The sequence below is a fragment of the Singulisphaera rosea genome, from assembly GCF_054877945.1.
Map to the genome: position 1 here is coordinate 1 of NZ_JBTYIP020000050.1, position 23,793 is coordinate 23,793.

General features: G+C 64.4%; 15 protein-coding genes. 6 read left to right on the top strand and 9 right to left on the bottom strand.

Translation table 11 applies throughout. From position 1 onward, the window contains the following. Window positions 1-200: 200 nt before the first annotated feature. Window positions 201-980 carry a tetratricopeptide repeat protein gene (locus ACYOEI_RS39605; RefSeq protein WP_462856110.1) on the bottom strand — a complete coding sequence of 260 codons (780 nt, stop codon included), beginning with the start codon at window positions 978-980 and terminating at the stop codon, window positions 201-203. Window positions 981-1,316: 336 nt separating this feature from the next. Between ACYOEI_RS39605 and ACYOEI_RS39610 the strand changes: the two genes are divergently transcribed. After that, window positions 1,317-4,253, top strand: coding sequence for a sigma-70 family RNA polymerase sigma factor (locus ACYOEI_RS39610; protein WP_462856112.1), 2,937 nt, complete (start codon window positions 1,317-1,319; stop codon window positions 4,251-4,253). A gap of 62 nt (window positions 4,254-4,315) precedes the next feature. Here ACYOEI_RS39610 and ACYOEI_RS39615 read toward each other — a convergent pair whose 3' ends face one another. Beyond that, a complete protein-coding gene (locus tag ACYOEI_RS39615; protein WP_462856114.1) occupies window positions 4,316-5,092 on the bottom strand; it encodes a PIG-L deacetylase family protein in 777 nt (258 codons plus the stop codon). Window positions 5,093-5,581: 489 nt separating this feature from the next. Here ACYOEI_RS39615 and ACYOEI_RS39620 point away from each other — a divergent pair, with 489 nt between their 5' ends. The 4 genes from ACYOEI_RS39620 (at window position 5,582) to ACYOEI_RS39635 (ending at window position 10,386) form a co-directional block, all read left to right on the top strand. Beyond that, on the top strand, window positions 5,582-5,935 hold the full coding sequence (locus tag ACYOEI_RS39620; RefSeq protein ID WP_462856116.1) for a hypothetical protein: 354 nt from the start codon (window positions 5,582-5,584) through the stop codon (window positions 5,933-5,935). A 483-nt stretch (window positions 5,936-6,418) separates the two neighbouring features. Continuing rightward, entirely contained in the window at window positions 6,419-7,552 is a 1,134-nt protein-coding gene (locus tag ACYOEI_RS39625; RefSeq protein WP_462856118.1) for a hypothetical protein, read from the top strand. A gap of 254 nt (window positions 7,553-7,806) precedes the next feature. Continuing rightward, window positions 7,807-8,565 carry a sulfite exporter TauE/SafE family protein gene (locus tag ACYOEI_RS39630; RefSeq protein WP_462856119.1) on the top strand — a complete coding sequence of 253 codons (759 nt, stop codon included), beginning with the start codon at window positions 7,807-7,809 and terminating at the stop codon, window positions 8,563-8,565. 336 nt (window positions 8,566-8,901) lie between these two features. Beyond that, window positions 8,902-10,386 (top strand): inorganic phosphate transporter, encoded by a 1,485-nt coding sequence (locus ACYOEI_RS39635; RefSeq protein ID WP_462856121.1) that lies wholly within the window; start codon window positions 8,902-8,904, stop codon window positions 10,384-10,386. A gap of 73 nt (window positions 10,387-10,459) precedes the next feature. On the opposite strand, the gene ACYOEI_RS39640 is transcribed toward ACYOEI_RS39635, so the two are convergent. Together ACYOEI_RS39640 and ACYOEI_RS39645 are read right to left on the bottom strand one after the other, a co-directional pair. Continuing rightward, window positions 10,460-11,008, bottom strand: coding sequence for a cysteine--tRNA ligase (locus tag ACYOEI_RS39640; protein ID WP_462856123.1), 549 nt, complete (start codon window positions 11,006-11,008; stop codon window positions 10,460-10,462). 3 nt (window positions 11,009-11,011) lie between these two features. Next, window positions 11,012-12,439: an AAA family ATPase gene (locus ACYOEI_RS39645; protein WP_462856125.1), complete on the bottom strand. Its 1,428-nt coding sequence runs from the start codon at window positions 12,437-12,439 to the stop codon at window positions 11,012-11,014. Window positions 12,440-13,195: 756 nt separating this feature from the next. On the opposite strand from ACYOEI_RS39645, the gene ACYOEI_RS39650 reads away from it, so the two are divergent. After that, entirely contained in the window at window positions 13,196-13,813 is a 618-nt protein-coding gene (locus ACYOEI_RS39650; RefSeq protein ID WP_462856127.1) for a WD40 repeat domain-containing protein, read from the top strand. 27 nt (window positions 13,814-13,840) lie between these two features. On the opposite strand, the gene ACYOEI_RS39655 is transcribed toward ACYOEI_RS39650, so the two are convergent. From ACYOEI_RS39655 to ACYOEI_RS39675, 5 genes are all read right to left on the bottom strand, one after another. Next, on the bottom strand, window positions 13,841-14,671 hold the full coding sequence (locus ACYOEI_RS39655) for a HesA/MoeB/ThiF family protein (protein ID WP_462856128.1): 831 nt from the start codon (window positions 14,669-14,671) through the stop codon (window positions 13,841-13,843). 160 nt (window positions 14,672-14,831) lie between these two features. Beyond that, window positions 14,832-17,120, bottom strand: coding sequence for a c-type cytochrome domain-containing protein (locus ACYOEI_RS39660; RefSeq protein ID WP_462856129.1), 2,289 nt, complete (start codon window positions 17,118-17,120; stop codon window positions 14,832-14,834). 144 nt (window positions 17,121-17,264) lie between these two features. After that, window positions 17,265-19,769 (bottom strand): PPC domain-containing protein, encoded by a 2,505-nt coding sequence (locus ACYOEI_RS39665; protein WP_462856131.1) that lies wholly within the window; start codon window positions 19,767-19,769, stop codon window positions 17,265-17,267. Between the two features lie 200 nt (window positions 19,770-19,969). Beyond that, the gene (locus ACYOEI_RS39670; RefSeq protein WP_462856133.1) at window positions 19,970-21,241 is read right to left on the bottom strand and encodes a DUF1501 domain-containing protein; all 1,272 of its coding nucleotides are present in this window, start codon (window positions 21,239-21,241) and stop codon (window positions 19,970-19,972) included. 120 nt (window positions 21,242-21,361) lie between these two features. After that, a complete protein-coding gene (locus tag ACYOEI_RS39675; RefSeq protein ID WP_462856135.1) occupies window positions 21,362-23,791 on the bottom strand; it encodes a DUF1549 and DUF1553 domain-containing protein in 2,430 nt (809 codons plus the stop codon). Between the last annotated feature and the right edge of the window lie 2 nt (window positions 23,792-23,793).

Here is a 23,793-nt window from a genome sequence, read left to right on the forward strand (position 1 = left end):
TTCGACGCAGATGAAATTCGAAATTTTCAATGTTTTCATCTGCGTCGATCTGCGACATCTGCGGATCGACATGCCTTGTGTGCATTCGCGACGAGGCCGACCGATCAATTGTCCAAATCCGAATTCAGACGCGAGAGTTCTCGAGGGTCGCTTCGGAGGAGTATCCGTGGCTAAAGCTCGCCCGATGTTGGGGCCGCCGTTTACCGATGCAGATTCGTCCCAAAATCAGGTGTCAAACCTTGCTCGATCTGATTGATCCATCGTTCAAGGCGGCCATTCTCCATCTCCCAGAAGCTCGCGCAGAAACGCAGATAGAGTATTACAACCTGAGCCTCGCCCAGCTTCAGGAGCGCCTCAGCCAAGTCCATCCTTGGCCCGTACGAATTGAGGACACCTCCGCCTTCCGTCTCGACGGAGGCCAGAAGATGGTCCTTGGCGGTTTCTCGATCATCTCTCGAGAGTGCTATGAGTCCCAGCACGATATGGGCCAGATGCTTGCCGTCCCCGAGTACAGGGGACCAGCCTGAGTCCGCTGCAATCAACTCGGTCTCGACAAGGAGTCGTTCGGCAATTTCCCCCGCCTTGTCCATCTCCCCGACCTGAAGCACGACCTGTATCAGCGCATATAAGAAATCAGTGCGTCCGACTCGATCGGTCTCGATTTCCAAGCCTCTCTCGAACGCGGCCACGGCGTTTCGCCCAAATTCGCGACTGATCTCATCTTCTGGAGACCAACGATCATATATCCACACATGATTTAGCATACCTGCCATTCCAGGCCAGTAGGACTCTTCCGGCTCGAGCGACTCGGCCTTGGCGAGGATGCGCAGAATCTCTGAGCGAGCAACCAAGACGTATTGACCGAATTCGTCGGTCTTATCGATGGTGATGCTCCGCTTCCACTCGACTGACGAGTAGCCGCGGAGATTGGCCAAAGTGATCCCTTGGATTTCAAGGTTGGCCTGTTCAAGGTCATTCAAGATTCGATCGAGGTTCCACCTCGGCGATACCACGTAACTCGGTGACTCCACCGGGCGGATTCCCCATCGTACATGACGCACTCGCACCATGGGCAAGTCCCCTCGTAGATCTGAGGATGAGTGACACGACAAACTGCCCGGAGCGTTTGGACCATTGGCATCCTCAAGTCTCCTTGGCCGAGACGCTGGCATGATCGAAAGTCGTAGCACACAGCCACCGATGACGCCGGACTCGCTCCCAACGTGTTTTTCGAAAATCCCAAAAAACCATGTCGTTGACCACCCCTCGACCGTCCTAATAGGCATTAACGATCCGGTCTCGATGGGGGATGACTGATGGCCAGCACGCAACTCGGCACCGCGATCCGCCAGGTCCAGGACCTTTTCCGGTTCGGGACCGTCTCCGAGGTCCCCGACGATCAGCTGCTCGAACGGTTCCGAGCCGGCGGGGACGCGAAGGCCTTCGAGGAGTTGGTGAGACGGCATGGGCCGATGGTTTTGGGCGTCTGCCGGGGGGTGCTCCGAAGTCCCGAGGACGTCCCGGACGCGTTCCAGGCGACCTTCCTGGTGTTGTTGAGGAAAGCAGGCTCGATCCGGGCGGGGGTATCACTGGCCGGGTGGCTCTACCGGGTGGCGTTCAACATGGCGACCCAGATGAATTCCGACGCCGCCAGACGCCGTGAGGTCGAGAGACGGGCCGGGGCCTTGGCCAACGCGAAGGTGGGAAGCGTCGAGGGTGAGGAAAAAGAAACCCACGTGGTGTGCCAGGAGGTGAACCGGCTCCCGGAGAAGCTCCGACTCCCGGTCGTCCTCTGCCACTTCGAAGAGATGACCCATGCGCAGGCCGCCCAGCAACTCGGCTGGACGGTGGGGACCGTCCGAGGCCGGGTCGCTCGGGCACGCGAGCTACTCCGCCAAAGATTGGCCCGCCGAGGGGTTGCACTCTCGGCCGTTGCCCTGGCCTCGACCCTGACCGAAGCCGCGAAGGCCGAGGCCGTCCCCAACGCCTGGGTGGCCGCCTTGGCCGAGGTCGCCAAGGCGGGCACGTCGGGGACGTTCGCCGCGGGGGTGGTCTCGGTATCCGCCGTCGCCGGTTGCGAGCGGATGCTCAGGACGATGACGATTGCCAAGCTGAAGTGGATAGCCCTCGTGGGATTCGCCGGCGGGTCGACGCTCCTGGCCGCCACCTTGGTTACCCGAACGAACAACGTCGGGGACGAGCGACATCAAGAACCCCCGGCCGTGCTCGCCTTCGCCGACGCGGCGAAGGCCACGAAACCGGCCGCGCCCCGGGCCGACGACAACTCCAAACCGGTGTCAATTTCGGGGCGCGTCGTCGACCCCCGGGATCGGCCGGTTGCCGGCGCCACGCTCTATGTGCAACACAGCCACTGGGGGGGCGACTCGGACCAGGCCTTCCTTCATGAGCGAGTCGCCGTCTCGGGTTCGGATGGTCGGTTCCGGTTCGACCTCGATCCCTCGAAGAGCAACGTCGCGTTGGATGACAGCCCCCCCTGGCACGAGGCCATCGTGGTGGCGACGACGGCCGGCTTCGGCTCCTCGTGGATCAAAGCGGTCGACGCCTCGAAGGGGGACGCGACCCTGCGTCTCGCACTCGACGACGTACCGGTCCGGGGGAGAATCCTCGACACCGAGGGCCGCCCCGCCGCCGGGGCGGTCGTCCGCGTCGAGAAGCTCGCCGAGATCCGAGACGCGGACCCCGGCCCTTTGCTGGCCTCCGGACGGTTGGACTGGGATGACTTCGTCGTGACCAACCGCTTCCGAGGCCCTGTCCTGGGAAGTGTTCCCTGGCTCGGCCAGGCCGGGACGGTCAAGACCGACGCGGACGGTCGCTTCGAGTTCAAAGGCCTGGGCCGAGACCGACTCGCGCTCCTGAGGGTCGAGGGCCAAGGGCTCGAATACGCCCGCGTCGCGGTCCTCGACCGGCCTTCCCTCGCTTCTGCCATGGCCGGCCGGCCGAAATCACCGACGCCCGATCCGCTCTATGGCGAGATCACGCTGCCCCTCTACGGCGCCACGTTCGAGCGAGTCGTCGGCCCCGGCAAGCCGATCCAGGGGTTCGTACGCGTGAAGGGGACCGGCGAGCCGGTTGCGGGGGTCACGGTCGCGGGCCAGGCCGCCCGCAAGCTCTGGTCGGTCAGGATGACCAAGACCGACGCGAGCGGGCACTTCCGCATCGACGGACTCCCGAAGTCGGAGAACTACCGAGTCGACGTCCGCCCCATCCCGGGATCACCCTACCTCAAAGGCTCTTCCCAAACCTTGAGCGATACCGAGAACCTGAAGCCGATCGACGCCACGTTCGAATTGCCCCGAGGCGTGGTCGTCCAGGGTCGAGTCACCGAGGAAGAGACCGGCCAGGTCCTCCCTTGCGAGTGGGTCCAGTACTACCCCCTCGCGGGCAACCCTCATCGAGGCAACCTCCATGGGATGGCCTTCGCCCCCGACAACGGGTTTCGACTGACGGTCCCCCCTGGCCGAGGGATCGTCGTCGTGAAGCTTCGGGCCAAGCCCAACCGCTATCCCGAAGCCGAACTCACCCCCGCCGACCGGGCGACGCTCGCTGATAACGGGCGAGGCGGACTTCCTCCGGTCGTCTCCCTCTCGCTCAACAACGCCTATCGCCTGGTCGACGTCCCCGAAGGGTCCGGCCCCGTCTCGATCGAGATGGCCGTCGCTTCGACCCCCGTCATCGAGGGCGAGTTGATCATCCCGGGGGGAAAGCCGACGTCCGGGGTGAAGGCGATGGGCCTGACCATCGACCCATTCAGCTCGGCCACGATCGCGGGATCTCGATTCGAAGTCCTGGGGTTGCGGCCCGGCCAGGAGCGTTTCGTGGAGTTCCGGCAGGAAATCCTGGGGCTGGCCGGTGCAGTGACCGTAAAGAGTGCGGGAGTCAAAACCACCCCCTTGGCCGTCAGACTCGACCGATGCGGGACCCTGGCGGGTCGGCTGCTCGCCGACGACGGCGTCCCGCTCCGAGGGACGAAGCTGAGCGCCTCGCGTCCGTCGCGATACGGCCCGTCCGACCCGCTCTTCCGGCCTCGCGAGGCGACCACCGACGCCGACGGCCGATTCCGAATCGAGGGGATCAACCCGGCGGCGCCGGTGAATCTTTGGATCGAGGACCCGAACCATCCCCGACAGGAGTTCGACCCCAAGCCGAATCGGGCGATCGACGGCTTGACCGCCCCGGCCGGCGAGGTCTTCGATCTCGGGGAGATCCGCGTCGAGTTCCGCCGACTGGGTTGATCGACCGAGGGCGGGCCAACGGCGAAAGTCGCCGACTCCCAAAGATCGGGCCGAAGGCCGAGTCAGCTCGGCCCTCGGCCCGTTTTCCTTGGCAGGAACGGCACCGGGAGCAGAGGACATCCCTCCTTGGCCTCGACCAGCGAATAGGCCTCGGCGAACTCGACGCCGCACTCGGCCCCGCGTTTCCGGTGCATCCGGTCGTGGGCCGCCCAGATCGACTCCGGAAGCTGGCTCTTGTGCTCCATCAAGGCCTGCTGCTTGAGCTCGCGGATCGGGGCGATGTCGAGATAGAGCTCGGGGGAGAAGGCGAGGGTCTGCTGGTCGAGCATGACCTCGAAGAAATAGAGGTTCCAGCCCCCCTTCCGGGTGTAGCATCGCCAGACGAGCGAGCTGACGACGTGGTGGTTCGGGTGCATGTCGATCGGCCAATGCGTGACCACGACATCCGGCCGGACCTCGTCGAGCCAGGATGAGACGACGCGCAAGGTCGCGTCGTCGGCCTCGAACTTCTCGGCGGCGTAGGGGAAGACCTTGGGGATCGCGCCGAGTCGTCGACAGGCCGCCGCCAATTCCTCGCGCCGGACGTCGGATTCGGGGCGTCCGAAGCATCGGCGATCGGCCCGGAAGGTGGCGGCGTAGGCGAGGATGACCTCGTGGCCTTGCCGAGTCAATGCGGCCACGAGCCCCCCTGCCCCCGACTCGGGGTCGTCGGGATGGCCGCCGAAGACGACGACCTTGAGTTTCTTCACCGCCGCGGGAGGTTCGTCGGCTGCCACCGGCAAGGTTGAGAGCACCGCGGAAGTCGCGAGGAAGGCGCGCCGAGTCAGGGGATCTCTCATGTGAATCAGCTCTCCGTGACGGCGGAATCGGGAACTCATCGGGGAAGCCCACCGGTGTCGAGCAATCGACTTTATGGGAGATTCGTTACGAATGCACGAAGTCAACGACAACCCGAGGTGAGGGTGCGAGGGGCCTTCGCGATGATAAACCGAGAGAACCGACGACCGTCTCCGGGACTTCGGACGCCTCACCCTCAAATCCATTCTATATTTGGAAAAATGCAGCATGTCGGTCGGAGCCCGGACGGCTCGGTCGGACGTCGTTGGAAGGGATCGGCGGGATGCCGACTCGACACGGCACCCGACGGCGTCTACAAGCCCCGATCGGTCGTCGATAGGCGTGCCGGAGTCGATGACGACTCGACGCCGGGCCTTCGATCGTTGCAGATCCCCACGACCAACCCTGGCCCGTGCAGGTTTCGCCCAAAGGCATGATCGCTCCGAGTGTCCAGATCGTACCTGACACAGCACGAGCGACGGAGGCATCCCATGGAGTTTTCGGTCAATTCATTCGTTCTCGGTATGAAGTTTTTCTATCTTTATAGCCTGGTAAAAACCCAGGTTAAGTTCGATGTGATCCGGGATCGCTACCTCTTCCTGGGCATCATCTACACGGCGGGTGTCGCGTTCCTCTTCTTCGCGTTCATCGGGAGTTGGGAGACCCTCAACTGGGCGCCCTGGCAGCGACAGCTGGCGGCCAACCTGGGAGTTCAGCCAGTCGTCGCCTGGATCGGCGAGACCCTCCTGCTCTCTTCGTTGTACTTCTGGCTCCTCGCGAGGTTCGACGAAGGCATGATCTTCTGGACCTTGATCCTCCTGGGCATTTTCCTCGTTTACTTCTGATCCCCGATCCGAGGACTTCGGCCCGAAGTCTCCCGGAGTTCGCGTCAATCGGCAGGGCAACGGGCCCGGAATGTTCGCGTTTCCCGGGTCCTGGACGGGCCTTCCCGGCCGATCGGGGCAGGAGTGTTCCACCGACCCGCAAGGTCGTCGGCATTCGCCAAAAAGGGAAACCGAACATCTTGATCAGATGCGGGTTTATATCGCACAATTGATGCAAGTCGTCGGGGCATCGCCCCTCCGCGAACACAGACCGGAAGCCTAACACCGACCCCGATCGGGGACTGGAGTTGGGTGGGTCCCTCGGTCGGTTCGACGGGAGCGGCGAGCCTGGAGTTGCCAAGGCCGGCAAACGCGCAACTGTCCAATATCGAGGGGCCGAGGTCGAGGCCGATCAACCCCTCGCTGAGCCGAATCAGGGTGAGGACGCCCGGCGAGAAGCGTCTTCTTGTCGGCGTCGTCGCAGACCGAGAAGGAGCCGTTCTCATGCGTCGTTTCCTGGCGCGAACCGCGTTGCTATCCGCCGTCATCGCCATGCAGGCGATTCCTGCCCACGCGCAATACAACTACCCAGGCGGTTATGGCGGCTGGGGTGGTTGGGGCGGAGGCGGCGAAACCGTTCAGGGCAGCGTCGCACGCGGCATGGGCGTCTACGCCGCCGGGGCCGGGGCCTACAACGTCCAGACTGCCCAGGCCCGTTCGATCAATGCCGACACCGCGATGCGGGCCAACGAATACCTCTGGGAAAGCCAGCAGGTGAGCAATCGCCGCGAATACGCGCGCATGGCCGAGCGTCAGCAGAAGATCAATGAGACGGCCGACTCCACCTACAAGCGCCTCCGCGACAACCCGAGCGCGTCCGACATCCACAGCGGCAACGCCTTGAACGTCGTCTTCGACGAGCTGACGAACCCCAAGGTCTACAGTTCGGCCGTGCAACGCGCCGAGCAGGCCATCCCCAGCCAGCTCGTCAAGAACATCGAATTCCAGTACGCCGCGAAGATGATCGCGATCAGCCTCGAGGACATCAGCGCCCGAGGGGTGCCGGACGCCCTCGCGACGAACCCCGCCTTCGAGTCCGACCGCAAGTCGATCCGCGCGATCGCCGCGAGTGCCCGCAAAGACCTCGATGCGGATCAACCGGTCTCGATCGACACCCTCCGGCAGCTCCGCGCGGCGATCAAGGTCGTGCAGGACAAGGTCGCCAAGGTGCTCCCCCTGGGGACCCGCGACCGCTCCGAGGCCGACAACTTCCTCAAGGCCCTCTACGGCCTCACCAAGATGCTCGAGTCGCCGTCCGTCGACAAGTTCCTCATCGGCCTGAACAAGTACCCGACGACGAAGCTCGGGCTCCTGATCACGTTCATGCAGAGCATGAACCTCCGCTTCGGTGTGGCGAAGAACCCCGCCCAGGAAATGGCCTACGACCAGCTCTACCCGCTGCTCGTGGCGCTCCGCGATCGTACCCAGGTCGACGTGCAGTTGCCCTCCGAAGCGCCGACCGCCCCCCGCGACCCCCAGAAGATCACCAAGTTCTTCTCGGGGATGGACTTCAATCACTTCCAGCCCCAGCCCGACCCCCACACCGGCGTCACTCCGCCCCCCCCGCAGCCGCAGTAATTCGTCGACGCGAAGAGTTGAAGCCATGTAGGTGGCTTCATCCCGATGAAGATGATCCCCCGGTAGGCGGGGCACTCTTGCCCCGCTTTTCCGGCGAAAATCGCGGGGCAAGAGTGCCCCACCGACCGGGGGGACATTAGCAAAGAGTGGGGCAAGAGTGCCCCACCGACCGGGGGGACGTCCGTGCGGTTTCGTGGGTCTGTTGGCAGCGAAAGCGGATTGCCAACCGGCCCGAGTGGGGCGATACTCGGGCGATGAACCAGGCTCTTTTTCTTCTCGGGACGGGTCTCGTCGCGGGGGCGATGAATGCAGCGGCGGGCGGCGGGTCGTTCGTGACCTTGCCCGCGCTGGTGGCTGTCGGTTTGCCCTCGGTGGCCGCGAACGCCTCGAGCACGGTCGCCCTCTTCCCAGGGAGCCTCGCGAGCGCCTGGGCGTATCGCGACGACTTCGCAAAGTTCGAGGGCCTCTCTCTCCCCGCGATGCTGATCGCAAGCCTCGCCGGGGGCCTCGTCGGCGCGATCCTCCTCCTCGTCACACCTCAAACCTCGTTCGACGGCATCGCCCCGTGGCTGCTCCTGGTCGGGACCCTGACCTTCGCCTTCGGCAAGCAGGCCGGGGCGTGGCTCAGGCGTTGGATCCAGATCGGCCCGAAAACGCTCGTCTGCGGGCAGTTCTTGCTCGGGATCTACGGCGGCTACTTCGGTGGGGCCGTCGGCATCATGACGATGGCCGCATTGAGTCTCCTGGGCCACACCGACATCACCGCGATGAACGCCGCCAAGACGCTCATCGTCGGGACGATGAACTCCGTCGCCGTGGTCTGCTTCATCATCGCGGGCAAGGTCTGGTGGCTCCCGACGCTCACCATGCTCCTCGGCGCCGTCCTCGGCGGCTACTCCGGCGCCCGAGTCGCCCGACGCCTCGACCCCCGCCTGATCCGGATCGCCATCACCCTCTTCAACGTCGTGATCACGACCGTCTTCTTCCTCCGGGCGTCGCGACGACTCCCTTGATCCCCCACCACTCACGAATCTTAAATCGATTCCACATCGTATCTTCAAAATCCGAGCGAATACCCACCCGAGTTCCCTGTGAATTCGAGGGCGCAACGCCATCCAGGAACGAGAAATGCCCGTCGAAGGTCCTTGCCGAAGCGCATTTCCGGGGGGTATGCTCCGAGCTCGACCCTCCCTTCGGCGTGCGTTGACGACGGGATCGGATGACCGGTCGAGGGGTTCGGAGACGTCGAGCGGCAAAGCGGGCCGAGTGGTCCCTTTTGCCCATGACGTCCGACGCGACCCGAGACTCGACGGCGTCCCTGCGCCCGATGACCCTACGGAGATCACGCAGTGAGCACGTCTCTCTGGGAGGCGCTGGGCCAACTCCCCGCGCCGAGCGCAATCGGCTTCGCCGTAGCCTTGATCATCGCCTTCGGCTTCGAGTTCGTGAACGGCTTCCACGACACCGCGAACGCCGTCACGACGGTGATCTACACCCGCACACTCCCGGCAACCCCCGCCGTCATCTATTCGGGCATCTGCAATTTTTTGGGCGTCGCCCTCGGTGGGACGGCCGTGGCGTTCGGGATCGTGAATTTGCTCCCCGTCGACCTGCTGATCGACAGCGCCTCGGTCCGGGCGGTCGTGATGGTCATCTCGCTGCTCCTGGCCGGGCTGACCTGGAACTTGGCCACCTGGTGGTACGGCTTGCCCGTCTCGAGCTCGCACACGCTGATCGGCTCGATCCTCGGCGTTGGCCTGGCCAATAGCCTGGTCACGCGGGGGGACATCTCCGGCGTGAATTGGTCGAAGGCGCTTGAGGTCGGCCTCTCGCTGTTCATCTCCCCGATCATCGGATTCGTGGCCGCCGGGGCGCTGCTCCTGACCATGAAACGCTACCTCAGCGAGCCACGGCTCTACCAACCCCCCGTCGACGGTGACACGCCCCCCGGGTGGGTCCGTGCGGTCCTGATCGCAACTTGCGGCGGCGTCAGCCTCGCCCACGGCTCGAACGACGGGCAAAAAGGGATGGGGTTGATCCTCCTCGTCTTGATTGGATTCCTCCCCGCCTATTACGCCCTCGACCTCGACCACCCGAACCGGGCGAAGCTGATGCACGAGGCCGCGGTCTCGATCCGCGACACCCTCGCGAAGCAAGACGCCAAGCCGGGCACCGACACGACGGATCTCCACAAGGACGTCGACGCGATCATCGTCGGCCTCGAGGGGAAGACCAGCTTCGCCGAGGTCCCCGCGGCCGACCGCTGGACGATCCGCCGCGCGATCTATCGCGTCCGCCGGGACCTCCCCCAAGCGGGTCTCTCCCCCGCGGGATACGAGGCGATCTCCTCCCAGCGTCAGCATTTCTCCGAGTCGATCGAGTACGTGCCGACCTGGGTCAAGCTCGGCGTGGCGCTCGCCCTCGGGATCGGGACGATGATCGGCTACCAGCGGATCGTGATCACGGTCGCCGAGAAGATCGGCAAGACCCACCTGACCTACGCCCAGGGGGCCGCCGCCGAGGTGGTCGCCGCCGTCACGATCGGCCTGGCCGACGTCGCCCACATGCCCGTCAGCACGACCCACGTCCTCTCCTCGGGCATCGCCGGCACCATGCGGGCGAACCGCTCCGGCATCCAGGGCGAGACCGTCCGAAAGATCGGCCTGGCCTGGGTCCTGACCCTCCCCGCCGCCATCCTCCTCTCCGCCGGCCTCTTCACCCTCGGCGGACTCCTCATCCCCGCGGCAAGGCCGTCCCATTCCCCGTCAGTATCCAAGCCCCACGAGGTCTCCGCCAAACACGACCAAGGACCGGCAAAGGCCGAAAAGCCATAGGAAACCAAACCTCGCCCAAGGTGGACCAACGAGAGCAGTCAGTGGCTGGCGGCATATCGGCAGACCGCATGATTCAACCCTGTCCTGCGCCGGGCTGGTTTGACACCTGAACCCCCTTCAGATTGGCCGATGCAAGGTTGGTGACGAAGACTTTGGTCGTCAACCATCGCAAGTGTCTCTTGAGCCGGTCCACCAAAACCGAGGCCCGGTTCTCGGACCGCCCTAGTGGCCCGGCGTGAATGTCCTCTTCCAGCCAGAGTAGGACTCGCACCGGAGGGTCCGTGCTCAGCAACCGTTGGGCGAACCGTTCCCAGTCGGCGACATTGCCTCGGTGATGAGCAGCAATGATCCCGGCGATCGTGTCCCTGACCTTCTGTGCCACCTCGATCGCCAGGTCGTCGTCACGCAGTCGGTCGCGGTTCTCGATCCGATGTCCTCGGAAATCCTTCACCTCGATGAGAAACAAAGCGTTCCCCGAGCCAATCGCCGCGAAATCGACGGCCTTGGTTTCCGGAAGATTTCGGATTCGTCCTCGATAGTCAGGATGCTCATCATATTTGACGGCGAGCCATTCATCATCGAAGACGAACGTCAGGAATCCCTCCTCGAAGGTCTTGGGCACGTCTCACGCCTTCCTCGGGGCGAGTGGTCCATTCGGCGTAGAGAAAAGGATCCGTTCGCGATCGTAGAGGGCCGCGAACTCTTCCATGATGGGGTTGTGGTCGAGGTCCGCCAGGGTATCACCCGCTTGCACCGAGACCGACCGATCCTGATTGCGAACGAACGAAAAGAAACGGATGGGGGCTCGGATTGCCTCTTGCGTCTGATACTCCGCGTTGAGGGAGAGTTCATTCGTGAGTAAGTAATCGTGGGTCGCGATGACCACTTGCACGCCACCGGCGGCCAGGCGGAGCAGAAAGTCGGCGACGGCGCGGATCAGCCTCGGGTTAAGGTTCGTCTCAGGCTCATCCCAGAACAGGATGTCGTTCGCAGCCAGTGATCCATTGGCGATCAATTGAATCAACGTCGCGACTTTTCGATACCCCTCCGCCACGAGGTGTGCTTCGACCTCGCCATCGTCTTCGGAGTTCAGGTAAAACGAGTCCTTCTGGAGAACGACCTTCGCATTCAGTAGTTCGCCTAGCGGCCTCCACAAGTCGGCGGCCTCGTCACCCCTCTGGCCACGCAACGGGGACGCGCTCAAGGCAAGGCAGAGGTCGTAATAGGTCTCGTCGAAGGCAAGCTCGCGGTTCTGGTAGGCGGCCAGAAAACCCTGGAAAATCGAAAGAACCTCTCGAGTTGGAAGGAAGAGACATGACGGAAAGCTCACCGGACCACGGATCTTGACCTTTGCGAGCGAAGGAGCAGTCAAGCTGCAAACGATCCCACCTTCGCTAAATTTCAGGTCAATGCTCGAAGCCTGACGCCCGCGCGAGCGCCGCACGAGTCGACCGACCCCCTCTCCGTCGGGGCGAAAGACGGCCGCTAGCTTGTCTACCAGCTTTGCTGAAGGAATCGACTTCGGTTTGCCGTCCGATGCGGTCTTGCCTTCTCGTTCTCGAGCGGACTTGATCAAGGAATAGGCGGCTTTCATCGCGTGTGTCTTGCCCGTGGCATTCGCACCGATGAAGACGTTGATCCCGGGTGACAAATCGAGTGCCACGTCGCGAAAGACCGAGAAATTCTTCAGGCTCAACCGTTCGAGCATTCGATCACGGCCGAGTGTGCCGCTCCTTGTCTGGATTAATGATCCGCCCATCATAGCCGCGGAGCCGAGGCCGACACCATTCTCGATTCCCAGGCGAATGTCAAAGAGCCCTGACCGCTCGTTCAATTCGCCCTTCTGCCAAACTAGATCGAGAAGGAACCGGCAGGAACCCGAGATCGAGGCCGGTGGAGAGTGCGCGACACTGGCGAGTTGGCACAACGCATTCGAGCTTTCGCATTCGAGTACAAGACGGATTTGAGTCGCCATGCTGCTGGCATCGAGAGGTTCTGGCACCAGCCGAAACGGGAATAACGGGCGAAGATTTAGCGATTCGCTCTTTTCCAAACTTTGCAGAAGATCGCAAAATGTTTGAATTGGCGTTTCCACCAAACCCAGGAGCGACGCATGTGGTCGATCGTACCGCGAAGTCGAGCGAGTAGATCGATTCTATTGGTCGTAGGGACCCTCTTCGCAGCCGTTTCGTTCTTCGTTTTCTATTCCGCAACCAATCGATTGCATCCCCGCATCCGCCTCCAGCCCGACAGTAGGCCGTTTGACACCGTGAAGGTCGTGGGATTCTCCCCGGACGAATCGAAAGTCGTCACCACCCGCTCAGAAGATACAGAGCCAGATCACTTCTTCGAGATTTGGGACACTCGATCGGGTCAACTCTTGAAGCGTATTCGAACGAGCACCACAACCCCGGAAGGCGATTCGGACGAGGTCAGTTACCTTGGCTTCTCTCCAGGGGGACGCACCATGGCTACGGAGACCTTGTACACAGGGGTGAAATTCTGGGACACAACGACCTGGCGGGAGATTCGAGCAATCGGACCTCACTTCGTTACTGAATGCCATTTCGTATCGGAGAGTGTCGTCGTAATCGTTCAAGAAGGAGTGCAGTCAGCTGTCTGGGATCTCTCGACCGGCCAGAAGACCGTAGAACTGGTTACCGAAAACGAAAAACATCTCAACATTACAATGAAATTGTAATCCGACAAGGAACGTCTTGTTGCGGTCATGTTGCTTGGCGACGAACAATCGACCGTCGGATGGCAGGTTCTATGCTGGTCAACGTCGTCTTGGAAGATCCGGAGTCGCGTGAAACTCCCGTTCGGCGAAGAGATTCTTCCTGTCATCTCTCCCGATGGGAGGCACGTCGTGGCAAACGACACGGGGTCACGTATCGTCATTTGGGATCTCGAGACCGGCAAGAGGTTGCCGAACTGTGTAGACCTCACCAGTAAGAGCATGCCGGACACCAAAGGACACATCATCGATTCGTGGGCCGCTGACGGCGAAACCTTCCTCTTCATGCACGACGAGGGGACGCTGCAACGATGCAGCATCCGAGAACCGAAGCCCAGAGTCATCGGAGCACGACCGTTTCGATTGGAACTGTGGGACAGTTCCGCCGCTTGGCTCTCGGCCGACGGAAACGTCGTTGCGTGCATCTCCCAAAAGCAGATCTCGCGGAACATGTGGATTAACAACTTGCACCCCATGGCGAGGAATATCGCAGTGAGGGTCTTCGGCCAGCGACGCCATTGGCAAACTTTTTCATTGAAAAACGAGAATATTTATAGAACTAATATCCGAGAATACAACCTCGGCCTCGAATGGGTTGGGTCACTGAAATTCTCGCCGAGCGGGTTGCTCCTCGCCGTTGAACATGGCAGCCAAGGCATACTCTTGTATGACTTGCCGCAGCAACCTTAGCGATCCTAGCCTCGGGAGAGAGACACCCTATGCTGAAAGTCCGAGGCAAAAGCACGTTGGGCAGTTCGACCGGACCTTAAGGTCACGAGCTTCGAGTGTGAAATCCAACACCGAGAGCTCAACGCCTCTCGGCAGGTCAGTCCGACCTCGGAAGATGTTGACGGCCATGCCGATCATCAAGTTGGAGCCGATGCAGGCGGTGGGATACGTCGAGAGATGACCTCCTTCGAGCCGAAGTCGTTTGTCGATGGCTTCGACTTCAGGAGATCGCCGCCGGTCGTCGTCGCCTTCCCAACGATAGAAGCGAACCCATTCGGCCATCGAGTCGTGGGTGGCGATGAGGCAGTTGAGGCACGGAGACTGGCCGGGGCCCATCCACCAGGCGCGGGTGCTCAGGCCGGAGAGGACGCAGGTCCCTCCGGTAATGGTCGGCTTGCGGTGATGGAAGCAGGTGTCGACGGCGAAGAAGGTGGTGGAGGGCTGGTCGAGGACGACGAAGACGAGATCGGCCTCGGCGACTAGGTCGCCGAAACGGGCACGCTCGGCGAGGATGTCGAGGTGGTGGGTTTCGATTTTTGACCTGAGGTTATGTCGTGAGAGGGACTCGAGAGCGACGTCGGCCTTTTTCCGACCGACGTCGCCCTTGGTGTAGAGAACCTGTCGGCTGAGGTTGCACTCGGAGACGACGTCGCAGTCGATGCCGACGATCCTTGAGAAGCCCATCCGGGCGGCGGCGAGGGCGAGATGGGTGCCGTTGCCGCCGAGGCCGACGATCAGGAGTGAGTGGTCGAAGACCTCGGGGGAGAAGGTGGGGTCGAAGCCCCCGATGAGGTCTTGCGTGGCGAAATAGTCAGGCATGGGGACGCTCAGTTTTCCACGAAACCTGTTTATTTCTTAAAAACAGGTTTCTGTGGGAATCCACGGCGATATTCCAGGCGGGGACGTCCGAGTCGCGGGCAACAGAAACCCGTTTTTTAAGAAAAAAACAGATTTCAGAGCGAGCATTCAAGACATTCACTTACTTGGGAGCTAGAGTTCCGATCTTCCGGATGAGGCTCGCGTTCTCGCCGTTCCAGAGGAAGAGAAGGCCGTCGGCGCCGCCGGCGGAGACCCTCTTGCCATCCTTCGAGATTCCGACGCCGAAGACATAGTCGGAGGGGCCGGTGAAGGTCCGGGCGACGGCGCCGGAGTCGGGGTTCCAGATGCGGACCACGTTGTCGCCGGACGCCCCCGCAACGTCGGGCTTGCCCGGGACCCAACGGACGGCCGTAAGCTGCTTGCCGGCGGGCTGCAAGGTGCGGAGCTGCTCGCCGGTGTCGAAGTCCCAGACCTTGAGGACGTTGTCGGCGCCACCGGTGATGAGCTGCTTGCCGTCGGACTTCCAGTCGACGGAAAGGACGTGGTTCGTGTGCCCCTCGTAGGACCGGAGTTCTTTGCCGTCGGCCACGTTGGTCACTTTCAAGAACTTGTCCGCCGCGCACGACGCGAGCTTGGTGCCATCGGGGCTGAACCGGAGTCCGAAGACGGTATCGGAATGGAGCGAGTCGATCGAGCGTACCAGGTTCCCCGTGGCGACCTCCCAGATCTTGACCTCGCCCGAGCGTGAGGGCTCGCCGCCGCCGGTGGCCACGAGCTTGCCGTCGGGGCTGAAGTCGATCGCCAGGACGCGGAAGACGTGCGGCCCGAGGGGCTTCATCTCCGACCACGAGCCTTCGAAGGTCCAACTCTTGAGGGTCTTGTCCGCCGAGGCCGAGACGAGGACGCCCTCGCCGGCGAATGCGATCTTCTCGATCGGGAGCGCCGGGGCGTTGTTAGGACCGAGGTGGCCGAAGGCGATGACGCCCTGGCCGGAGGCGGTCTCCCAGACCTTCAAACCGCCGTTCTCAACGGCGGTCGCGACCCGATCGCCCTTCGGCGAGAAGGCCACGCTGCGGATGGGGCTGTCGAGGCCGGAGAGGGTCGAGCGGAGCGTCCCCGGGGCCAGCTCGAAGAGGCGAGCCGACTTATCGGCCGAGCCTGTCAAGAGGAGGTCCCCCTTGGGGCTGATCGCCAGGGAGAGGACCGCTCCGCCCTGCCCTTCGATCGTGCGGACGGCCTTGCCGTCGACGGCCTGCCAGATCCGGACGGTGGCGTCCTCGCCGCCGGTCGCGATGGTTTGGCCGTCGGGGGAAATGGCCAGAGATCGGACGGCCCCCTTGTGGCCGGCGAGCACGGTGGCGTCACTGACCTTGAGGACGTCGGGGGCGTTGACCTTCTTGAGGTCCTCCTCCGAGGGGACAGCCCAGATCCGGCCCGAGCCATCGGCGGAGGCCGAGACGAGGTGGTGACCGTCGGGGAGGAAGGCCAGGTCGTGAATCGGACCGGTGTGGCCGGCCAGGTCTGCCTTCGCCTTGCCGTCGGCGAGGTCCTGGAGGTGGACGATTCCATCCGCGCCACCGACGGCCAGGGTCCGGCCGTCGGCCGAGAGGGCGAGGGCCAGGACGGGGGCCGGGGCGTTCCATTGGCGGACCGGCTTGCCGTCGGCGAGGTTCCAGACGCGAACGGTCTTGTCGGTGCCCGCGGAGATGACCGACTTGCCGTCGGGGGTCACAACCAGGGACTTCACCGGCTCGGAGTGGCCGGCGAACGTCTGTGCGAGACCCCCGCTCGGGAGGTTCCAAAGCGTGACGACCTGGTAGCTGCCGGCCGCGAGGCGCTCGCCGTCGGGGCTGAATCGGATCGACTGGATGATGTCCTTGTGGCCGCCGAGCGAGGTGATGAGGAGTCCCGAATCGGCGTCGTGGACCTGCACGACGTTGGCGCGTCCCGAGGCGATGCGAGCCCCGTCGGCGGTCAGGTCGACCGCGACGACGGGTTGGACACCGGGGGGGAGTTCGCCGAGCTCGATCGGCTTGACCTCCTCGGGGTTCTCGGCCGAGTCGTCCTTGGCCCCGGCGTCGATCCAGAGCTTGATCAGGCCGAGCTCCTCGGAAGTGAGGGGCTTGGCATCTTTCTTCTTGTCCGGCGGCATCACGGGGTTGACCCGGTGCGCGGCCATCTGGAAGAGCGGGCTCTCATCGGCCTTGCCGGGGACGACGGAGGCCCCGCGCTTGCCCCCCTTGAGCATCCCCGAGACTTCTTCGAGGTTCAGCTTCCCTTCGGCCAGGGCCGAGCTATGGCAGCCGGTGCATTTGGCCCCGAGGACGTCGGCGACCTCCTTGGCGTAGCTCACCGGCTCCTTGCGGGTGGGGACGGACACCGGGATCGGCGTCGGCGGGGCGTCGGCGGCGATCAGGAGCAGGGCAGCAAGGCCGAGGGCGTGTCGCATCGCGTTCTCCGCGTCGAGGGGACGGCGGGACCGACGAGGAGGAGGGTAAACCCGCAGGGTGGGCATCGCCCACCTTTTCCCCTGGTCAGCGCCACACATCCAAGATCATGGTGGGCGATGCCCACCCTACGAAGATTTAAAAAATTACTTGTTGATCGTCAGGACCAACGGCTCGTCGACTTCGATGGATTCGCCGCGGACGTTGGCAACGGACCGGATGACGAGTGACGCCACGGCACCCACGGGGCTGTCGGCCGCGGCTTTGACGGCGATCTTGGTCTTCGTCTGGCCGGCGGCGAGCGTCGCGGGCATGGCCGAGAGCTTCGAGGCGGCGGGGGCAATCAGGCTGAGCGGGACGTCCCCGGCGAAGCCGTCGCGACGCTCGACGGTGACCTCGACTTCCAAGGTCGCCCCCTGCTTCAGCATCCCCCCCGAGTTGTTCAAGGTCAGGCCCAGGGGCGCGGGGCGGACGACCAGGGTGATCGGGTTTGACGGGTCGTCGAGGTTGATGTTCGGCTTCTCCTTGGCGTTCGGATCCTTGTTGAACGGATACGGCCCGGCCCCCTTGAGCACGAAGGTGTACGTGCCGGGAGCGACCGTCTTGGCCACGAACAGGGGGAGCGTGCCGGTCGTCGCTTCCTTGGCGACCGTGGCCGTCGCGTTCGCCAGGTTCGCCGGCAGGTCGGACGCGGTGACCGTGACCGCCTCGACAAACCCAGCCCGACGCTTGACCGCGAGGTCGAGGTTGAGTTGATGGCCCTGGGCGAGGGTCACGGTCGCCGGTGTCGCCGCGAGGCTGAGAGGCGCCGGGCTCCCGACGCTCAGCACGAGGCCACGGACGACCCGAGAGCGAGCCATGGTCGTCGCGGGGGTCGCGGTGGCCGGCGGCCAGACCAGGCCGCCAGCGAGCGCCTCGTGCTCGACGTCCGGTCCGAGTCTCGTCGCGCCGGCGACGTAGCGAAGCTCGTCCTTCTTGTCCCCGACGCGACCGAGTCCGACGATCCGGGCCCGCCCGACGGTCGGCGGGGCATCCTCGGCGGCCTCGAAGACGATCGGGGCGAGCGCGGTGCCCGCGGCGATCGTGACCGGCTCGCAACGGATCCCGGGGGGGAGGTCGCGCGCCTCGACCCGGATCGGACCCGTGAAGCCGTCGGACCGCCAGGCCAGGACGTACGCCAGGGCTTTGCCACCGGCTCCGATCGCGATCGAATCCACCAGGGCCGCACTACCGGGCAGGACGAAGAGGCGGAAGTCGGGTCGCTCGGGACGGATGCTGAGCCGATAGACCAGTCGGGCGTCACCACGCTGCGACGAGTAGAGGTCGTTCACGACGACCTGGTACGTCCCGTCCTCGGGGGCTTGCCAGCGGAGCGAGGCGTCGAGCGTCCCCGTGCCGAACCGGACGCCGCCCCCCTGGTCGGCCGAGTCTTCCGCGGAGGCGAGATCCGCAGCCTTCCCGGCAGCGTCCACCTTCTGAATCAGCAGCAGAGGGTCGGCCGAGGAACCGAGGCGCTCGGCGTCGGCCTCGAACCACCAGGCCTCACCCTTCTTGGCCTTGAAGCGATAGACGTCGAGATCGTTCGGGGCGCCGAAGGCCCCGGAGACGTCGCAAGGCAGCGTCACCTCCTGCGGATGGGCCTCGTCGTTGGGCTCCTTCTCGATGACGACCGGATCCGTCGCCTCGGCGATGAAGACGGGATTCGACGCCCCCGAAGGAGTCTGGAGCGTGTATTCGAAGCCCCGTCTTGGCGCGGCCGGCGACGGGAGGAAGGCGAGCGACGGAGCGTACGAGTCGAGCGCACCGGAGGCCGGCGTGAACTTGACGACCTTACGTTCGAGCGGACGACCGTCGACGACGAGCTCGGGTGCGGGCGTCCCCCCGAGGTTACGCCCGATCAGGGTGAACGAAGCCGGGGCCCACGGATTCGCCACCGCCGGCACGACCGCGTCGATGTAAGGGCCGTCGGTGACGGTCAGGCGATAGGGGTGGTCCGGGGAGCCGCCGTAGATGATGTCGTGGACTTTGATGACGTAACGGCCGTCGGCCGGCAACGTCAGGTCGAGGAACGGATCCGTCCCCTGCGCGTCACGCGACTCGGCGATTTCCCGACCATCGGGGCCGAAGATCCGCAACGTCGCGTCGAGCCGGCTCTCGACCCGTTCGGCGGCGAGGTCGAAGAAGAGGCGCTGGCCTTTCTTCCCTTCGAAGGCGAAGGAGTCGATGTCGGTCGCGGTGATCTCCCCGTTGACGACCGAGTTGACCGTGATGGCGTTCGCCTGCTCGGGAGCGTTGTTCGGTTCCGTCTCGCCCGACTCGGGCCGATCCCCGACGACGAACGTGCGGGGGTTGCTCACGCCGAACGGCCCGACGGCCCGGAGGTCGTGCTGGCCGATGGTCGTCCCCGTCGCGCAGACCACCCGGAACGTCGCGTCCTTGAGGTGGAAGGCCCGGAGCCCAGGGTGGTCGAACCAGAGGTGGCTGACACCTTCCAAGTCGGTGCCCCGAAGCGTCACGTCGACCGATTCGCCGACCGCGACGCCAAGCCTCGAAAGGCTGGTCAGCCGAGGCTTGGGCAACTGCGCCAGGGCCGAGTTCGTCCCCAGGGCAAGGACGATCACGAGCGCGATTCGATCGGCTTTCCTCATCATTGGGCTCCCAGGCAGGTTGCCGATCGCGAGTTCGCCGGGCGGGAGAGGATTCACCACGAAGGCACAAAGGGAAAACCAAGAATCACTCTTAAATCAATAAGAGTTTTTACTTTGTATTCTTTGTGACTTCGTGGTGAATCCTCTCTTCGACCCATGATTCTCTGCGGCGAGCCATCACAGGCGGGCAAGGTGGGTAGGGCTCAAAGCAGTTCGGCGATCGGGCGACCCTGGTTCAGGACCGCCAAGGGGCGGCCGGCCTCGTTCGGGAATTCGTGGTGTGGGTCGATCCCGAGCACTTCATAAACTGTACGGAGCAAATCCTCGGGACGCAAGGCGCGATCGGCGGGGCGCTCGCCCCGGCGATCGGAGGCGCCGATGACCTGGCCGGTCGTGATGCACCCGGCCAACACGGCACTCATCGACGACGGCCAGTGGTCCCGGCCGCCTGATCCGTTGACGCGAGGCGTCCGGCCGAACTCGCCCCAGACCAGCACGAGGACCTTGCGGTCGAGGCCGCGGTCGTGCAGGTCGCCGACGAGCCCGGCGATCGCGTCGTCGAGGGCGGGAAGCATCGGCCGGCAGTTCGCGAAGACCTCGGTGTGGTGGTCCCACCCGCCTTCGACGACGGTGACGAACGGCACCCCGGCCTCCACGAGTCGCCGCGCGAGCAGGCAACCCTGGCCGATCGACGTCCGGCCGAATCGGTCGCGCGTCCGTGGGTCTTCGCGCGAGAGGTCGAACGCACGACGCGCCGACGGGCCCGTGACCATGGCATAGGCCTCGGCGGTGAACCGGTCCATGCCCTCCATCAGTCCCGAGGCATCGCGGCTCCGCTCGAGCCGGTCGAGCCCGGCGAGCAGTCCGTGCCGATCATCGAGGCGCCCGAGCGTCAGGCCTTCGGGAAGTTCCAGGTTACGGAGCGTGAACTCTCGTGACGGGTCGGCGCCAAGGCTAAACGGGTTCGTTCCCGGTCCGAGATAGGCCCCCTGGCCGAACGGGGCCGGGCCGGGAATCCCGACATACGAAGGCAAGCCCGCCACACGCCCTCCTCGCATCGTCGCGACGACCGACCCCAGGCTCGGCCGTTCGTTGCGAAGCGGGGTCGGCTCGATCGGCGCGTGGCCGGTCATCATCCAGTGCGTCCCCCCCGCATGGTCGGACGTCGCGTGGTGCAGGCTCCGCACGATCGCGAGCTTGTCCATGATCCGCGCCTGACGGGGAAAACACTCGCTGATCGAAACCCCCGGCACGTTCGTCTCGATCGACCCGAACTCGCCCCGGAACTCCACCGGCGCCCCCGGCTTCGGGTCATACGAATCGATCTGCGACGGCCCACCCCCCAACACCACCTGGATCACCGCCGATGCCTCACGCCGGGGCCCCTGCCCCATCGCCCTCGCCCGGAGCCAGGCTGGGAAGGCCAACCCTCCGAGGCGAAGGAAGCTCCTGCGGCTCGCGACGACGTTCAGCATGGCTGGTATCCCGAAGTCGATATTCATCACAAATATACAAATTTAATTTACAATCATAAAATTTAATTATTTAATCCAATATTACTTTGTGTCTTTGTGGTGAATACCGACTTTCTACCATCAGTGATTAAACAGAAATTCCTTGGTATTGATCACGGTCCAGATCAGGTCCTCGTACCCGTTCTCCCGGTGTTGGGCGAGGTAGGAGAGGGCGAGGGATAACTCGTCGGGGCTGGGAGGCCGTGCGAAGGCGACTCGGTAGAGCTCTTCGACCTTGGCAAGATCGGGCCGCGGGTCGAGGCGCCAGCGGGCGGCGCGGGAGTCGGGGGCGTGGAGCTGGCGTTGGAGCTCCGGGGACGTCAGCAAGAGGAGGCCCTGCGAGAGATCCGGCTCGGCGGAACGCTCGCACTCGCAGACGCTCTCACGCCGGGGGCGGCCGAAGGCGTCGAGGAAGGCGGAGGCCACGCCGTCGTCGGGTATCTGGGTGGCGCGGAACGAGGGAGGGAGGCCATCGAACTCCGCGGGCGTCCCCGAGACGGTGCTGATGGCGTCGAGCAGGACTTCGGCCGGGAGCCTCCGAGCGTAGAACCGGGCGAAGTTGCGGTGGTCGGCCTCGTGACTGCTGGCGGGGAGGCTCGAGCGGTCATATGCGAGGCTCGTGGCGATCGTCCGGACGAGGTGCTTGAGGTCGTGCCCGTGGCGGACGAAGTCGTCGGCGAGGGCGTCGAGGAGTTCGGGGTTTGCGGGGGGATTGCTGGCCCTCATGTCGTCCTCGGGCTCGACCAATCCTCGACCGAGGAAATGCTTCCAGTAACGATTGACGACCGCTCGCGCGAAATAGGGATTGTCGGGACGACCGAGCCAGTCGACGAGTTCCTGCCTTGGGTCGCGCTCGGGGTCGAGATCCTTGAGTTGGGGACCGCCAAGGACGCGGGGACCATACGAGCGGCCGGTCATCGGGTCGACGGCGAGTCCCTCGCGTTTGACGAACACGCGAGGCGTGACCGGGTCGGGCCCGGCCTTGCGCCCGACCCGCGCGAAGAGGGAGGCGAAGCCGTAATAGTCGTCCTGGCCCCAGACCTCGAGCGGGTGGTGGTGGCAGCGGGCACACTGGAGGCGAAGGCCGAGGAAGAGCTGCGCGGAGTCGTCGACCTGCTCTTCGACGGTCTTTGCCCCGCGATACCAGACGACCGGCGGGTGGTCCGCCGCGTCCCCCTTCGCGGTGAGGATCTCGCCGACGAATCGGGTATACGGCCAATTCTCGGCGAGTGCCTCGCGGATCCAGTCGTGGAAGGCGAACGAGCCGGGCTGCGAGAGGGCCCCGAGGCTCCGCTTGTTCCGGAGGATGGCCCCCCACTTCATCGCGAAGAGGTCGGCATACTCGGGCCGTTCCAGGAGCCCGTCGACCCATCGGGCCCGCTTGTCGCGGTCGGTGCTCGACTCGAAGGCAACAACCTCTTCGGGCGAAGGCAGGATCCCGCAGATGTCGAGCGACGATCGGCGGGCGAACTCGGCGTCCGTGCAGGCCCCCAACGGAGGAATCCCCAACTCGCGGAGCTTGCCGAAAACGAGCGGGTCGATCAGGTTGTCGGACCGGGGCGGAATCCACCGGGGAGGCTCCACCCCGCTCGGGATCGTCACCCGCGCGATCGCGACCCGGCCGCCGAATCGGGCGAGGACGGCCGCCTCGCCGATACCGTCGAGCGCCTCGATCTGCCCCCCCTCTCCCACCAAGGCGAGGTCCGGGGCGTTCGACTGATACCGGGCGAGGTGCGTCACGTCGACCGAAACCCCGTTGCGATACCGCGCCACCAATCGGAGCTGTTGGCTCCCGCGGCCCACGATCCGGCGACGGGCGGGGAAGATTTCGAGCGCCACCGCTTCCGACGCAGGGCCCGCCTCGAAAGGCATCCCCTGCCTGATCCAACGCGTGAGAGTCCGGGCCTCCGGCGACTCGGCCGAGAATCGCCGGCCTCCCCCGTGTGGAATTGCCGCCGTCGGCTTGAGCAGGAGCAGGCTCGACCCCGGCGACGCGGGGAAGACACGACGGCCTCGCCCTTCGCGAGCCAGGGACTCGTAGTCGAGCCTCGGGTCGAAGCCGAGCAGGCTGAGGCGGAACCCATTCTGCCCACTCGCCTTGCCGTGGCAACTGCCCGTGTTGCACCCGGCCCTCGAGAAGATCGGCACGACCTCCCCGGCGAACGAGATCGGCTTTCGACCGGCGAAGTCCTCAACGTTGACTTGAACCGTCGCGACCTTGCCCCCACCCCCACTCTGGACCACGACCGACGTCGAGCCCGTGCCCGTCGGCACGAGCCGGCCACCGGCATCGACCCGGACGACCCCCGCATCCAAACTCCGGTACTGGAGTGAGGGCGAGTGGGTCAGGTCGACGACCCGCCCGTCGCCTCCGACTCCCGACACGAGGATTTGTGCCCTCGCGTCGGGTCCGACGATCGTCAGCGCTTCCGGCTCGACCGAGAGGCCGGGTGAGGGCTCCCCCGACGTGAAAGCGACGCCTAATGCGATCAGGAGACGCGGCAAGAGCATGG

Coding starts and splice junctions, on each gene's coding strand:
- ACYOEI_RS39610 (WP_462856112.1), top strand. CDS start 1,317: ATGGCCAGCACGCAACTCGGCACCGCGATCCGCCAGGTCCAGGACCTT.
- ACYOEI_RS39615 (WP_462856114.1), bottom strand. CDS start 5,092: ATGAGAGATCCCCTGACTCGGCGCGCCTTCCTCGCGACTTCCGCGGTG.
- ACYOEI_RS39620 (WP_462856116.1), top strand. CDS start 5,582: ATGGAGTTTTCGGTCAATTCATTCGTTCTCGGTATGAAGTTTTTCTAT.
- ACYOEI_RS39625 (WP_462856118.1), top strand. CDS start 6,419: ATGCGTCGTTTCCTGGCGCGAACCGCGTTGCTATCCGCCGTCATCGCC.
- ACYOEI_RS39630 (WP_462856119.1), top strand. CDS start 7,807: ATGAACCAGGCTCTTTTTCTTCTCGGGACGGGTCTCGTCGCGGGGGCG.
- ACYOEI_RS39655 (WP_462856128.1), bottom strand. CDS start 14,671: ATGCCTGACTATTTCGCCACGCAAGACCTCATCGGGGGCTTCGACCCC.
- ACYOEI_RS39660 (WP_462856129.1), bottom strand. CDS start 17,120: ATGCGACACGCCCTCGGCCTTGCTGCCCTGCTCCTGATCGCCGCCGAC.
- ACYOEI_RS39665 (WP_462856131.1), bottom strand. CDS start 19,769: ATGATGAGGAAAGCCGATCGAATCGCGCTCGTGATCGTCCTTGCCCTG.
- ACYOEI_RS39670 (WP_462856133.1), bottom strand. CDS start 21,241: ATGCTGAACGTCGTCGCGAGCCGCAGGAGCTTCCTTCGCCTCGGAGGG.
- ACYOEI_RS39675 (WP_462856135.1), bottom strand. CDS start 23,791: ATGCTCTTGCCGCGTCTCCTGATCGCATTAGGCGTCGCTTTCACGTCG.